The organism is Flavihumibacter sp. CACIAM 22H1, from assembly GCF_001601815.1.
Lineage (GTDB): Bacteria > Bacteroidota > Bacteroidia > Chitinophagales > Chitinophagaceae > Flavihumibacter.
This window is the reverse complement of the sequence record NZ_LUKG01000004.1, coordinates 65,592-80,435: the sequence shown is the minus strand read 5'-3', so window position 1 is coordinate 80,435 and position 14,844 is coordinate 65,592. Positions and strand designations below refer to the sequence as shown.

General features: G+C 44.9%; 14 protein-coding genes. 6 read left to right on the top strand and 8 right to left on the bottom strand.

Annotated elements, in window-relative coordinates; genetic code table 11:
• From A1D16_RS02185 to A1D16_RS02175, 3 genes are all read left to right on the top strand, one after another.
• Window positions 1-477, top strand: a 477-nt coding sequence (locus A1D16_RS02185) for an outer membrane beta-barrel protein (protein ID WP_290707340.1), incomplete at its 5' end; no start/stop codon positions are given.
• Window positions 478-482: 5 nt separating this feature from the next.
• Window positions 483-1,616, top strand: a complete 1,134-nt coding sequence (locus A1D16_RS02180; RefSeq protein WP_290707338.1) for a sensor protein KdpD — start codon at window positions 483-485, stop codon at window positions 1,614-1,616.
• A gap of 5 nt (window positions 1,617-1,621) precedes the next feature.
• Window positions 1,622-3,307: an ATP-binding protein gene (locus A1D16_RS02175; protein ID WP_290707336.1), complete on the top strand. Its 1,686-nt coding sequence runs from the start codon at window positions 1,622-1,624 to the stop codon at window positions 3,305-3,307.
• A 56-nt stretch (window positions 3,308-3,363) separates the two neighbouring features.
• Here the strand turns inward: A1D16_RS02175 and A1D16_RS02170 are convergent, their stop codons facing one another.
• The 4 genes from A1D16_RS02170 to A1D16_RS02155 all read right to left on the bottom strand — a co-directional run bounded on the left by A1D16_RS02170 (window position 3,364) and on the right by A1D16_RS02155 (window position 6,302).
• Window positions 3,364-4,254: an NAD(P)/FAD-dependent oxidoreductase gene (locus A1D16_RS02170; protein WP_290707334.1), complete on the bottom strand. Its 891-nt coding sequence runs from the start codon at window positions 4,252-4,254 to the stop codon at window positions 3,364-3,366.
• Window positions 4,255-4,320: 66 nt separating this feature from the next.
• A complete protein-coding gene (locus A1D16_RS02165; RefSeq protein ID WP_290707332.1) occupies window positions 4,321-5,514 on the bottom strand; it encodes a GTP-binding protein in 1,194 nt (397 codons plus the stop codon).
• A gap of 74 nt (window positions 5,515-5,588) precedes the next feature.
• A complete protein-coding gene (locus A1D16_RS02160) occupies window positions 5,589-5,927 on the bottom strand; it encodes a hypothetical protein (RefSeq protein ID WP_290707330.1) in 339 nt (112 codons plus the stop codon).
• A gap of 81 nt (window positions 5,928-6,008) precedes the next feature.
• Window positions 6,009-6,302: a hypothetical protein gene (locus A1D16_RS02155; RefSeq protein ID WP_290707328.1), complete on the bottom strand. Its 294-nt coding sequence runs from the start codon at window positions 6,300-6,302 to the stop codon at window positions 6,009-6,011.
• An 86-nt stretch (window positions 6,303-6,388) separates the two neighbouring features.
• On the opposite strand from A1D16_RS02155, the gene A1D16_RS02150 reads away from it, so the two are divergent.
• Entirely contained in the window at window positions 6,389-7,570 is a 1,182-nt protein-coding gene (locus A1D16_RS02150; RefSeq protein ID WP_290707326.1) for an MFS transporter, read from the top strand.
• Window positions 7,571-7,672: 102 nt separating this feature from the next.
• The gene (locus A1D16_RS02145; protein ID WP_290707324.1) at window positions 7,673-8,491 is read left to right on the top strand and encodes an HAD-IIA family hydrolase; all 819 of its coding nucleotides are present in this window, start codon (window positions 7,673-7,675) and stop codon (window positions 8,489-8,491) included.
• Window positions 8,492-8,496: 5 nt separating this feature from the next.
• Here A1D16_RS02145 and A1D16_RS02140 read toward each other — a convergent pair whose 3' ends face one another.
• Window positions 8,497-9,510: a LacI family DNA-binding transcriptional regulator gene (locus A1D16_RS02140; RefSeq protein WP_290707322.1), complete on the bottom strand. Its 1,014-nt coding sequence runs from the start codon at window positions 9,508-9,510 to the stop codon at window positions 8,497-8,499.
• A 129-nt stretch (window positions 9,511-9,639) separates the two neighbouring features.
• On the opposite strand from A1D16_RS02140, the gene A1D16_RS02135 reads away from it, so the two are divergent.
• Window positions 9,640-10,509 (top strand): alpha/beta fold hydrolase, encoded by an 870-nt coding sequence (locus tag A1D16_RS02135; protein ID WP_290707319.1) that lies wholly within the window; start codon window positions 9,640-9,642, stop codon window positions 10,507-10,509.
• Here A1D16_RS02135 and A1D16_RS02130 read toward each other — a convergent pair.
• The 3 genes from A1D16_RS02130 to A1D16_RS02120 all read right to left on the bottom strand — a co-directional run bounded on the left by A1D16_RS02130 (window position 10,475) and on the right by A1D16_RS02120 (window position 14,773).
• Window positions 10,475-11,095, bottom strand: a complete 621-nt coding sequence (locus A1D16_RS02130) for a response regulator transcription factor (protein ID WP_290707317.1) — start codon at window positions 11,093-11,095, stop codon at window positions 10,475-10,477. The two genes, A1D16_RS02135 and A1D16_RS02130, sit on opposite strands and share 35 nt — an antisense overlap.
• Window positions 11,092-13,092, bottom strand: a complete 2,001-nt coding sequence (locus A1D16_RS02125) for an ATP-binding protein (RefSeq protein ID WP_290707315.1) — start codon at window positions 13,090-13,092, stop codon at window positions 11,092-11,094. Before A1D16_RS02125 ends, A1D16_RS02130 begins: the two co-directional genes overlap by 4 nt.
• A 67-nt stretch (window positions 13,093-13,159) precedes the next feature.
• Window positions 13,160-14,773, bottom strand: coding sequence for a Na+/H+ antiporter (locus A1D16_RS02120; RefSeq protein ID WP_290707313.1), 1,614 nt, complete (start codon window positions 14,771-14,773; stop codon window positions 13,160-13,162).
• Between the last annotated feature and the right edge of the window lie 71 nt (window positions 14,774-14,844).

The window sequence follows — 14,844 nt, the reverse complement described above, 5'->3', positions numbered from 1 at the left end:
AAACCAAATGAAAAGATAACAATGAACTATAGTACGTTTATTGGTACTGATACGCCGGATTCAGCCCGTCTGTGGAGGTATCATAATAATCTGTATGGCATCTTGCAAATAAGCAGCAAAATCGGCCTGATCGCTAACATCGACTATGGGTTGGAACAAAAAACACCACACAGCAGCCAGTTAAACCAGTGGTATACGCCTGTTCTTATCCTGCGCCTAAGTCCCCATCCGCACTGGGCTGCAGCTATACGTGCAGAATATTTTAGCGACAAAAATGGCGTAGTGATCAAAACAGGTACCCGCAACGGGTTTAAAACAGCAGGCGGATCAGTAAACCTCGATTATCAGCCCGTATCAGCGGTACTATTTCGATTGGAAGGGCGGTTTTTGAAGAGTAAAGATGCGATTTTTGTAAAAGAAGGAATGGCCCAGGAAAAGAATACTGCCCTTAGTTTTTCCACATCAATCAGATTCTGAACGATATGCACCATAGCCAACATAGCCCGGAAGAATGGCTGCAAAAAATCAGCCGTCCCAACGCGGAGAAAGGAAAGTTAAAAATTTACATTGGCATGAGTGCCGGCGTGGGTAAAACCTTTCGCATGCTGCAGGAAGCCCACCAGCTTATCCAAGATGGCATAGATGTACGAATCGGGTATATTGAAACACATAACCGGAAAGAAACCGTTGCTTTGCTTAGCGGTCTGCCAATTATACCGCGCCGAGAGGTATTTTACAAAGGGAAAAGGCTGGAAGAATTAGATGTACCTGCCCTGGTTTTGCTACATCCTGAAGTAGTATTGATCGATGAACTGGCCCACACCAATATTCCGGGAAGTAAGAATGAAAAGCGGTGGCAGGATGTTCTTGACGTTTTAGAAGCCGGCATCAATGTTATTTCGGCCGTAAATATTCAGCATATTGAAAGCATAAATGAAGATGTAAAAAATATTACCGGTATAGAAGTAAAGGAACGCGTACCTGATAAACTGCTTCAACTCGCAGATGAAGTAGTAAATATTGATCTGCCTGCAGACGAACTTATTCGCCGGCTTAGGGAAGGAAAAATTTATGAACCCAGTAAAGTTCAACAAGCGCTTATACATTTTTTTCAGCCCGATAAGATCTTACAACTAAGGGAACTGGCATTAAAGGAAGTAGCCGGACAGGTTGAACGAAAGGTGGACTATTCCATCGAATACAAAAAAAACCCATTTCGGCATGAACGATTTCTTGCATGTGTATCCAGCAACTATGAAATTGCACAACGCATCATCCGGAAAACAGCCCGGCTGGCTTCCTATTATAACAGCCAATGGGTTGTGCTGTATGTGCAAACTGCCCGGGAAGCGCCGGACAAAATACCACTTGATAAACAACGGCACCTGCTTAATAATTTCAAAAATGCTGCAGAACTCGGGGCAGAGATCCTGCAACTTAAAGAAGAAGATATTTCACAAGCTATACTAAAAACAATTGAGCTATATAAAATAACCACTGTTTGTATGGGAAAACCACATCTTACCCTTTGGCAGATTATTCTTAAAACCAGTGTATTCAACAAACTGTTGAAAATGCTATCGAAAAATGATGTAGACTTAGTTATTCTATCCTAATGGCAATGAGTGTAAAAAATAAAATCCGTTGGGGAACGGTATTCCTGTTCCTGTTGGTAATTACATCAGGAGCAGTAGGTATTTATTACCTGGTAAAACTTCGGCTTCAAACCAGCAATATGCTTACCGCTAACTATGAGTCGCTTGAATACGCTCACAGGATGCAGGCCGCCTTCGACCGGGTAGCACAGGGCGAGCACCGTTTTACCGACACCCTGGAGCATTACCTGATTTTACAGGAATCGAACATAACAGAAAAAGGGGAAGCAACGGCAACCAGCCATTTAAGAAAAGCATTGGAGGAATTTAAGCAGGGAGACAGTTTACAAGGAACCAGGCTGCGTCAACACCTCCAATCGATTTTATTGTTGAATATGAAAGGCATCCGGGCCAAATCCGAAAATGCAGAAGCCGCTTCCGAACAGGCAGTAAAAATCATAATTGCCAGCGTTGCCGTTATATTGCTTATCGGGTTCACTTTCGTGGTCAATTTCCCTTCAATTCTTACCAATCCCATTAATAAACTTACCGAAGCTATAAAGGAAATCAGTCAAAAAAATTACCGCCATCGCATCCATATCCAAACAAAAGATGAATTTGGACAATTGGCCCATTCCTTCAATGAAATGGCAGCACGCCTGGAATACTTTGAGAACAGTAATCTAGCGAAACTCATTTTTGAAAAAACAAGAGCGGAAGCTGTTATAAACAGCCTGAAAGATGCCAGTATCGGTATCGATAAAAATGATACGGTACTATTTGCCAATGAACAGGCCCTGCAACTTCTGGGTTTAGCAGCAAAAGATATAGTAGGCGAAAAAGCGGAGCAGGTGGCAAAACGAAACGACCTCTTTCGTTTCTTAGCAGAAGAATCCTCTACCAACCCGTTTAAAGTGGTGGTAGATAACCGGGAAAACTATTTTATTAAAGAAGTAATCGGAATGGGTCAGGATACATCTGCCGGGAAAGTATTTGTACTGAAAAATATTACATCTTTTAAGGAGCTGGATGTTGCGAAAACAAATTTTATTGCAACCATTTCCCATGAGCTAAAAACTCCTTTAGCATCCGCTGATTTCAGCATTAAACTGCTTTTAGACGAACGGGTAGGAAAGTTAACCGAAGAACAGAAAGAACTCGTAAACAGCCTGCACGCAGATAATCAGCGAATGCTTCGGATTTTAAGTGAATTACTAAATCTTTCGCAGGTAGAAGCAGGTAAAATTCAACTAAACCGGCAGGCTGTTAATATTTACCAGGTAATAGAAAACTCAATTCATGCAGTTGCTGTTCCTGCAAAAGAAAAATCGATCAGGATGGTGCAGCATATTGACGAAGGGCTTCCTGAACTAATGGGAGATCCGGATAAAATTGGCTGGGTACTTAATAATTTTCTAACCAATGCTATTAAATATGGGCCTGTCAATAGTGAAATTTTAATCAGCGTTCGATTTGCTGAATCGGAACTGCGTATCTCTGTAAAAGACCAGGGACAAGGAATTGAGGAGGCCTATCTGACAAGGATTTTTGAACGCTATTACCAGGTACCCGGCAGATCTGATAAAATGGGTTCCGGCATCGGACTAGCCATTTGTAAAGAAATAGTGGAAGCAATGGGAGGTACTATCTGGGTTAGCAGCAGGATCGGAGAAGGCAGTGTTTTTGGATTTACCCTAAAAGCCAGTTTTTGACTGCTGGCAGGAAAGCTTGGCCATTCAACGGCTACCAGCCTGGTAATTACTGCAGGTTATGCTAACAGGTATTTATTCAGAGCAGCCCCCGCCATTGTACCCTGCGCCACCGCGGTAGAAATGCTGCGCATCGGAGTGGTACAATCCCCGGCTGCAAATACATTCGGAAGAGAGGTTTGCTGAAATGCATTTACAACAATATACCCCTGCTCATTGGTAGCAAGGCCCAATTGCTGAACGAGTGGACTTTGTTTGAAGGGCACTCTTGCAAAAACAGCATCAAAGGGTAGTATTGTTCCGTCTTTTAATACAAGCTGGTACATTTTTCCCTCTTTATGGCGGATGGCAAACAGGGGCGATGTAGACACTGGAACAGCGGCAGCTTCCAGTTCTTTCCATTGAGAAGCTGTCAGGGCTGACGGCCCATTGGTTAGCAGGTGTACCTTCCCTGACCATTGCCTGATCAGTTGTGCAAACTCCATCGCCATATCGCCATTTCCGACTATGCCCAGATATTGGTTCCTGACTTCATAACCATGGCAATAAGGACAATGGAGTACCGATATTCCCCAGCATTCGGCAAAACCCGGAATGGGTAAAAGATCATCCAGCACACCAGTTGCCAGCAAAACTTTTTTGGCCTGCACCTGTACACCATTTATCGTGTAAATAAGTAAATAATCGGCAAGCTGCTCTACCCTTTGCACCGTATCCTCCACCCATTGTACAGACGGATAGGCAAGTACCTGTTCTTTGGCAACAGCCGACAAAAAAGAAGGGGTAACTCCATCTCTTGTCAGAAAATTATGGGAATGGGGTGTTTGCCGGTTACAGGGGCGTCCATTGTCAATTACCAACACATTTCTTAGTGATCGTCCCAGGGTCATGGCAGCAGACATGCCTGCATTAGAACCTCCGATTATTACTACTTCATACATTTGATGCATACCAACTCCCCGGATTATTTTGTTTATCCGGGGAGTAAAGATATGTTTTTTGCATCAATGTTGCATTTATAAAGGAAAACGATCTTTAAATGGCTTGCCATTTTGCATGGCTTCTATTTCCGTTCTGGTACAGATACATGCCTGGAGTTGTTCCTCGATTAGGGCTTTATCGAGTTCTTGCCCGATCATTACCAGTTCATTAAACCGATCGCCGAAATCTTTGTGCCACCGTTGTTCAATTTCCTGCTTGTTATCAACAAAGGATGCATACCTGATTCGTTCGCCATAGGGCATGGAACACCACCAGACACCGGCTTTATCAACCCGCAAACTACCCCCTGCCTGGTTCCAGTTCAGGGCATCAAGAGGGCGGCTCGCCATCCAGAAAACACCTTTACTCCGAATAATATTGGCGGGCCACTGTTCATTTAAGTAGGTCCAGAATCGTTCCGGGTGAAAAGGCTGTTTAGTCCTGAATACAAAGGAAGAAATGCCGTATGCATCGGTTTCGGGTACATGCAATTGCTCCCGCTCCTGTACCCAGTTCTCCGTCTGGCTGGATGTTTCGAAATCAAATAAACCGGTGTTTAGTATTTCGTGGGGGGCAATTTTTCCAAAGCTGGTTTCAAGGATTCGGGCAGCCGGGTTGAGTTGTTGCAGCAACGCTCGTATTCTACCAGCCTGCTCTTCGGACACAAGATCAATTTTATTCAGGAGTAACACGTTGGCAAACTCAACCTGGTCGGTAAGCAGGTCTACAATTGTACGCTGATCTGCCTTCATATCGGTCAATGCCCGGTCTTGCAGGTTGTCCATCGTTGAGTAGTCGCGGATAAAATTAAAAGCATCTACCACGGTTACAAGGGTATCTAACCGGGCAATTTTACCCAGGTCAATACCACTTTGCTCGTCTTGGTAACTAAATGTTTGTGCTACCGGAATTGGTTCACTTATGCCGGTACTTTCGATCAGCAGGTAGTCGAACCTGTTTTCCTTTGCTAATTTTTCAACTTCAATTAGTAAGTCTTCCCGCAGCGTACAACAAATACAGCCATTGCTCATTTCGACCAGTTTCTCTTCGGTTTTATGCAGGGTATGTTCATTTTTTACTCTTTGGGCATCTATATTTACTTCACTCATATCGTTCACGATTACGGCAACCCGAAGTCCCTCTTTATTGTGCAATACATGATTTAACAGGGTGGTTTTTCCGGCACCCAGAAAACCGCTTAAGACGGTTACCGGCAACTTTTTAGTCATAGTAGTTTGTTTTAAAAGGCTGAATTAGCAATAATAACCTGCCTGTAAAAGAGGCAGGAACCAGAAAAAAATGATTATGCTGGCGGCGGTCCGCGGTATAACCTGTTTGCAAGCGCTGTTGCGTCTAATTGAAACAAAGGCATAGCAAACAAGCGGGCAAAAACAGGCTCGTTTACATATAAATGGAGTAACTGATCCTGCAGGTAAACGGTATACGCATGTGCACAAACGGAACAGTTGGTGTGTAGCTCCGGCTGATCTGCCGGGCGCATTTCCGCAACCTGCAGCTTTCCTTCTTCAGCCTCCTGGGGGGCTGCATGGTGATGCCATAGCTGAACAGGTGTTGCTATGAAACCGTATAACAGCAGCAATAAGCTGGAGAAGGTAATTTTATAGCTGGAGAGGGATTTCATTTTTGAAACAATGTTGCAATTTATAGAAAATTGACAAACTCCTTCCCTATCCGATTAATTATTCTGAAAAATAATGTTCGTTTATACTATGCGTACATGTTTTCCGGAAGCCAGCATTTTTCCGATACTAGGTGCCTGAACGGGCAGGGGTGGCACTACGAGTACCAATGAAATTTCCTGGTCTTCCAGCAGCTCATTCCCTTCAAAAACCAGTTCGGCATCCGGGAAGGCCTGGCGTATACTGTTGGCGGCAGCCGGATCGGCTGTATATATTTTACGGATAATACAGTCTTTATGTTGTTGTAAATCAAGCTTCCAGCTTGTGCCTGCGGGCGACTCTCCAAGAATCAGCCCACCGATTAACAAATTTTTCATAGCGTGATGTGTACAATTTACACTAAGTTACATAATTTTGTTGAAACGTTTCAACTAAACGTATTTGTGCAAGAATCAGGCCTATTATGAATAAACGCATTTTTCCTTTAACACTCGGGGGACTGGGAATCGGAACCACAGAATTTGTAATTATGGGGCTGTTACCCGATGTAGCAGGTTCTTTTGAAGTAAGTATACCAAAAGCAGGTTACCTGATTTCTGCCTATGCGCTCGGGGTAGTAGTAGGGGCACCGCTGCTGGTGGCTTTGTCTAGCAGGTATAACCCCAAAAAAACACTGTTGGCACTGATGGCCATTTTTACCCTGTTTAACGGTTTATCCGGGCTGGCTCCCAACTTCGAGGCACTGATGCTGCTTCGCTTTCTTTCCGGATTACCCCATGGGGCCTTTTTTGGTATTGGCGCTGTGGTAGCGTCTCAGCTTGCGAAAGAAGGAAAACAGGCACAATCCATATCAATGATGTTCCTGGGTTTAACGGTTGCCAATTTGGCCATGGTGCCCCTGGTTACCTTTATCGGGCATGTACTCAGCTGGCGCTATGCCTTTGGGATTGTAGCGTTGATCGGAGCAATTACGGTATTCTTTATCAATAAATGGCTACCAGATCAACCGGTACCTGAAAACAGTTCCGTGAAAGAAGAATTACAATTCTTTAAAACCGGAAAAGCATGGCTGATTCTGCTGATCACTGCTATTGGTTTTGGCGGGCTCTTTGCCTGGTTCAGTTATGTAGCTCCCCTTTCCATACATGTTTCACGTTTCTCGCCTTCTTTTGTTCCTTATATTATGCTATTGGCCGGATTAGGGATGGTAATTGGTAATATACTCGGAGGAATTATGGCAGATAAAATCCGCCCGGATAAAGCAGCAATTTTTTTATTTATGTTACAGGTAGTAACGCTACTGGCAGTATTTTTCTTTTCCGATAACCAGTATTTTTCACTCGTGCTTACCTTTCTGTGTGGTCTGCTTGCTATGGCGGTTTCCTCTCCCATCAATATGCTCATGATCAGTACGGCTAAAGATGCAGCACGTATGGGAGCCGCTTTCATGCAGGCAGCTTTCAATATTGCAAATTCATTGGGCGCGTATTTTGGAGGCCTTCCACTGGCTTATGGACTTGGATTCAATTATCCATCGCTCGCTGGTGCACTTATGGCTTTAGGCGGTTTAGGATTAAGTGTTTTCTTTCTGCTGAAATATAAATCGTCGGATGAAAGAGCACCGGTTTGCATGCCTGCACACTAAACAATTATTTAAAGAAGACAAGTTGTTAAATTCCGTATATTCGTATCAATTGTTTGCCAGGTATACCAATCCCTGGCATTTTTTTTTCATCAACCTGAACAAATGAACAAGCCCGGATTTTTAATTGATATGGACGGAGTGGTGTACAAGGGTAGCCAGCCCATACCTGGTGCACTCGACTTCATTGATTTTTTGAAAGCAGCAGGATTCCCCTTCCTTTTTTTAACCAATAACAGTCAGCGTACCAATCGGGATGTTTGCTACAAACTGCAACGCATGGGGTTTGATGTGCAGGATGAGGATATATTTACCTGTGGTATGGCAACCGCCAAATACCTGGCTTCGCGGAAAGAATCCGGCACTGCCTATGTAATAGGTGAAGGCGGCTTATTAACAGAGTTGCATTCCATAGGTTATTCAATTGTGGATGAGAGCCCGGATTATGTCATTATCGGCGAAGGCAGAACAATTATGCTCGAATCAGTAGATAAAGCCATTAATATGGTAATGAACGGAGCAAAATTAATTGCCACTAATATGGATCCGAATTGCCCGGTAGGCAATGGAAAATTCAGAGCGGGTTGCGGGGCCTTTGTATCGATGATTGAATGCGCAACCGGTAAAAAAGCTTTTAGTGTAGGTAAACCCAGCCCGGTAATGATGCGCATGGCAAGAAAAAAACTTGATTTATCAACTGATGAAACCATTATGATCGGCGATACCATGTCTACCGATATCCTGGGTGCCGGCACCATGGGTTTTACAACCGTACTAACCTTATCGGGTGTTACAAAAAAAGAAGACCTGGATCAGTTTAGCTATGCACCGGATTTTGTCATAGACTCCATAAAGGATTTACTGGAGCCAGGATTTTTTCAGGATGTAATCCGCAAGAAAAAAGGATATAACAGCTTTGTATAAGCGGCTTACATGTGCCGGGCAGGATGTTTCAGGATCAGTTCAGCCTGAAGTTCCAGGAAAACCGCCTTGTTTTCAGTATTTAATTTGGAAAGGAGCTGCTGAATGGCCAATGATCCCATTTCACGGATAGGTTGCCGGATATACGCGTAAGGCGCATCAAAGAGTTCAAAATCATCCATACTGTCGAACCCGACCAGTGCTATCTTTTCCGGCACTTTCACCTGCTGCGCATGCAGGTATTGCAAGCTATAGCCCGACATGAGGTTGGAGGCGCAGAAAATGCCATCGATCGGCTTCGATAGTTTTAACAATGCCTCCATTGAGGCCCTGATTTCTGCATAATTAACGGAAGTTCCTAATTCCTTCAGCCAGCTTTTTTCAATTCGGATACCTGCATCTTTCAATGCATCGCGATAGCCCCTGGTTCTTTCCTGCAAGGTGTGAAGGGGGGTACTGAATCCAATCATTCCAATTCGTTTCTTCTTTTGAGCCAGCAGGTGTTGCACTGCTCTGTAGGCCGCATCATAATTATTCAAGCCCACGTAGTCGGTCTTAACACCCGGAAAGTAACGGTCGATCAATACAAAAGGAACGCCCGTTTTTTTAATGTTTCGCAGGGTTGATTCGCTTCCCGCAGGAGCCGCAATCAACAAGCCGTCTACCTGGCGGGTAGCCATAAAATCAAGCATGCGTTTGAATTTGGCAGGATCTTCATCCGAACTGGCAAAAATCACCGCATACCCCTGCCGATCGGCTTCGTCCTCAATACACCGGGCTAATTGCGCAAAAAAAGGATTGGCAATATCTGAAACAATTAACCCAATGCTCTGTGTTTTACTGGTTTTTAAACTACGGGCAACAATATTCTTCTGATAGTTGAGCAATTTGGCAACTTTCCTGATTTTATCCGCCGTTTCTTTTTTAATCCTGTTCTCGTGCTGGTTGTTTAACACATAAGAAACCAGGGTAACCGAAACTCCGGCTTTTTCAGCAATATCCTTAAGCGAAACCGTTGACATAATAAGCAGATAATGGCTTCAATATATCAGTTTTCTTTGATTTAGTTCTTTTAAAATTCACTCTTTTACGGTATAAATAGCCAGCCAGACCGCTGTACTTTCATTCTTCCGCAAGAACCAATACGCTTTATGCAACATTATTTTATAGTGGCGGAAGACGGTCAGCGCCTTTCTGCACTTTACGGCTGCCCGATCAACGGAGCCATAGGAACCATTGTTCTGAGCGCCGCCACCGGCATTAAAAAAGAATACTACCTGTCTTTTTCGCACTATCTCATCCAGCAGGGATACAATGTATTATTGTACGACTACCGGGGAATCGGCGGCTCTGCAGCCACTGATATCAGGCGTTCGAAAGTCCGTTTACAGGAATGGGGATTGTATGATATGAATGCTGCCCTGGATTTCCTGGTGAATGAAAAAGGCCTTACAGCTATCACCTGGCTCGGGCATAGTATGGGAGCACAACTGGTTGGTTTTATTCGTGCGCAGCAACACCTGAAAAAAGTAATTGCGCTAAATGCGGCCCTGGGCTATTATGGGTATTTTCCCTTGAATAAACGGGTAGAAATCTGGTTACTTTGGTACCTGGCTGCGCCCCTGCTTACTTCCGTATATGGGTATGCACCCATGAAAAAAATTGGCTGGGGAGAAAATCTTCCTACGGGCATTTTAATGGAGTGGCGCAGTTGGTGTACAAATAAATATTATTTCAGGGCTTTGCTACAGGATAAATTTCAATCAGACAGCTTTAGCCAGTTTACTGTTCCAATTCATGCTGTTTATTGTGCGGATGATTATATTGCCAATGATATTACCGCCCCCGCATTTATGCAGTTTTATCCGGCCGCCCCCAAACGGATTCAAAAACTGATGACCAGTGAATTTACCAAAGAGCCCGTTGGACATTCCGGTATTTTCCGGAAAAAATTCAGTCTTTGCTTATGGGATGCCCTGTTGAGCATCATTGAAGCCCCAATTCCAACGCACGCCGCATAAGCTGGGCAGTATTGTTAACCTGGAGTTTAGCATAGAGATTTTTCCGATGGGTGTCGATCGTATCAATACTGAGGTGGAAACGTTCCGCGGTTTGGGCATTGGTAAACCCTTCACAAACGCTTTTCAGGATTTCTTTTTCGCGCCGGGTCAGTAGCGGGTATTGTTGTTCCTGCCGGGTCGCCGTCTTCATTAGCTGGGCCACTTCGAAGCTGAGGTAGTGCATACCGGCAGCCACTTCACGAATTGCCGTTACCATTTCTTTTTTGCCGGAATTTTTCAGCAGGTAACCGCATGCCCCGGCTTCCATCATCTTTTTGACGAAAGACATTTGTCCGTGTGTGGTAAGCGCCAGAATTTTTACTGCAGGGCGGGCCAGTAGTAATTGCTTACACAAATCGAGCCCGCTTATATCCGGAAGATTAATATCCAGTAAAACCAGGTCGGCCTGTCCGGATAAGAAAAATTGCAAACAACGCTGACCGGTTCCGGCATGCCCCACCACTTCCATATCGGGTTCCTGTTGCAACAATGCATAAATACCTTCTACTAAAACGGCATGATCATCGACTATAAAGATTTTTATCATACTACTAAATCAACTGCTAAAATGATGGATGTACCCTGGGCCGGTGCAGTTATAATTTCGGCATTACCACCCAGCAGTTCCGTCCGGTACCGGATATTATTTAATCCATTTCCTTTATGTGCATTGGCTGCGTCCGGATCAAACCCAACCCCGTCATCCTCCACGGTAATGGTTAAGCTGTTTTCAACCAGGGTCATTTCAACCAAAAGATTTTTTGCCTGCGCATGTTTAGCCACATTATTGACCAATTCCTGTATAATTCGGTATAAATAGATAGAACTACCGGGCTCCCAGTTACGGGGTTCGCCCGTGTATTGAAAACTAACCTGCAGGCTGGTAGAATTCCGAATCATATCGCATAAATCTTCCACCGCTTCTGGCAAACCGAATTTGAGCAAAGCGTCTGGCATCAGGTTATAGGCGATCCTGTGGAGGTCTGCAATTGAATTATCGAGCATAGCCAGGCTCCGATCAAAGTTTGCGAGCTGCGCCTGATGAACAAAACCGTTTTCCCGGAAACCGGTAAAAGATAATTTAATGCCCGAAAGCAGGCTTCCGATACCATCATGTAAATCACGTGCAATCCTGGATCGTTCTTCTTCCTGTCCACGTAACATGGCAGTCATATGAAGCAGCTGATGATCTTTTTCCAGGTCTACTATTTTCTGTTGCTGGATCTGTACCTGTTGCTGCTGAATCTTCTGCTGGTTTACGTAATACCGGTAAATAAGCAGCAGTAAAAATGCCAGTAATAATAGCAAAATACCGTATACTTTATTCCGGAAAGATTGCCGTTCAAGGGCTGCGGCCCTCAATTGGTTTTCCTGGTCCAGCACCTGTATGGTATGTTCTTTTTGGGCTGTTTCGTATAAGACTGCCAGGTTGTTAAGAGATGTTTGGTTGTTTTCGCGGGAAAACTGGTCTTTAAGGATGACTGCCTTTTTCAGATAAGCAAAGGCTTTGCGGGTATTTCCGGCAGCCGCTTCATAATCGCTCATATTTAATAGGGCATTAATCCGGTAAATTGCTTTGCCGGAATGCGCTGCTTCTGCGAGCCCCAGGGTTGCATAATGGTACGCCTCCTTTTTTCTTCCCAGAAGAAGGGTATTTTGAAAGAGGTAGTTCAATGCTCCATAGGTATTGATTTTATGTTTACCGGAACTGGCCAGTTCATATCCCCGTTGATAATGTTGCAGCGACGAATCATAGTGTTGTTTTTTGAAAAAATAATGGCCCATATCAAGGTAATGGTTTGCGCTCAGGGCCCTTTCAATGGTGTCTGGCATAAAGGCGTCAACTTTTTGGAGGTAGGGCAGGGCTTCATCCGGCTCTTCTCTTTTCAGCAGCACGGAAGCCAGGGTAGCGTATGCCTGTAATTGGATGGTTTTGGGCAGGGACAGGATATCGGCCAGCAGGGCTCCTTTTCGGGCATACATTTCTGCCTGTGCCAGGTTATTGAGTTGGAGATAAGAACTGCTGATATTCTGTAACAGATGCATACGGTTTACATCCTGCACGGTATCGTAATACCGGAGCGCTTCAAAATAATGTTTTAATGCGGCATGGTAATTTTCCTCTTCCTGGTACTGGAGGCCTTTTATGCGATGTATGTTGGCCCAGGCTGCCCGGTTGGTTGTATCCTGCCTGCTGTAGGTGATGGCAGAATCGGTAAAGCGATGAAATCCCTGGAGGTCCTGTTCGCCTCTGCGATAATAAGCGTTCCATAAAAAAGCGGCAGCAAGTCCTTTTGAATAGCTACGCTGCTTACTTAGTTGCAGGCATTCCTTCCAGTAGGGAATCAGTTGTCGGCGTTGTTGTTGAAAATAAGCCGTATTGATAAGCCGGATCAGCCGGTTAATGCGTGCAGTATCCTGGGCGGGGTAGTTGCTCAGCGAATCTATGGCGGCGGCTTTTCTCTTATCAAAGCCGTTCATCCAGTCAGCAACATTATTGTGCTGCGGCTGGCCCTGGACAATTCCATTTATAAAAATTAGCATCAAAAGACAGATACTGCGCATACTGCTCCTCCGGGCCGTAAAACTAGTTACAAGTTTCGGGATACAACTACCGTAAAAGGGTGAGCTGGCTTTCGCGGATTCGGTATTCTTCAAGATCGAGCAGGGAAAAATAATTCCGGATAATTTCTTCGTCGAATTCATCTTTCCGGTTGATATGGGCCAGGTAATTTCGTTGAACTGTCAGCAGGTCGAGCTGTATCCGGTGAAATCCCAGCAAGGCATTAGATTCGGGCTGTTGCGAAGCGTTGGCCGGGTTTTCGAAGTGGAGCAGATCGGTTTCAAGTTTAGCCAAAAGATTGGACACATAAGGATTATGCAGGGAGTCTCTCTCGTACCGGGTCCGAAGGTGTTCTTTGCAAACGATGGCCAGTTTTTTTTGGATAAGCAGGTTTTGTTCAGCTTCAGCAAGGTTGTTGTATTTATCGCTCACATTAATTTTACGGATCAGCCAGGGAAGGGTGAGGCCCTGGAAAACAAGGGTAATGAGGATAACCACGAACGTGATGAAGAGCACCAGGTTTCGGAGGGGAAAGGGGGCTCCGTTGGGAAGCATCACCGGAATGGACAGTGCTGCAGCCAGTGATACCACACCCCGCATTCCGGCCCACCCGGCGATAAGCGGCATTTTCCAGCCCGGATTTGCATCTGCTACCGTAATAAAGCGGCTGATAAAACGGGTGAAGGCCGCGGCACCGAAAGAAGACCCAAGCCTTGTTAAAATGAGGACCGCAGAAATGGCGATTCCCCAGGCAATAGCGGAGCTTAGGTTAATGGTACCGAGATCGTCGGTAATGACCGGCAATTGTAACCCGATCAGCAGGAAAATAAACCCATTGAATACAAATACCAGGTTACCCCATACATTAACGCCCTGTATTCTGCTTTGGTAGTTAAGCATTTCCTGTCGCTTGCTGGACAGTAGGAGTCCGCCGCTGACAACGGCTAGTACACCGGAAAAATGGTAGTGTTCTGCCGCATAGTACATTGCGTAAGGGGTAATCAGGGTAAGTACTGTTTCAATGCTGGGGGTAAGGGGCAGGAAGCGGTGGAGGAGATAAATCAGTAACCCGATCAACAGACCAATAAATACGCCCATGATGATTACCAGGAAAAAGCTGAGGGTAGCCTCTTTGAAATCAAACTGGCCGGTAAGAACGGCAGCCAGCGCAAAGCGGAAAACGATCAGGGAGGATGCGTCGTTCAGCAGGCTTTCCCCTTCGATTATACTGACCAGTGATTTGGGGGCATTTACCTGGCGCATGATGGTGGTAGCGGAAACCGCGTCGGGTGGCGAAATAATGCCACCTAGTAAGAACCCTAGGGCCAGGGTAAATCCGGGGATATAGGCACTGGAAAAAAAGGCGATAATGGTAGAGGTAATAATTACGATGGGGAAGGCAAAACTGGTTATTACCCGGCGCCATTTCCAGAATTCTTTCCAGGAAGTTTGCCAGGCGGCTTCATACAAAAGGGGTGGCAGGAAGATCAGAAAAACGATTTCTGGGTTGATACCGATATGGGAAAACTGCTCGGTAAAACTAAGTATCAATCCGCCGATAACCAGGATAATCGGGTAGGCGATCTTTATTTTATTGGCGAACAGTACGAGTCCTAAAATAACCAGGACCATAAAAAGGTATTCGATAAGTATATGATGCATACTTGAATTTACGGGAAAGACGTCAGACAGGTGTTAGAACAGGTGTCAGATACCAGTCTAACTGGTATCTG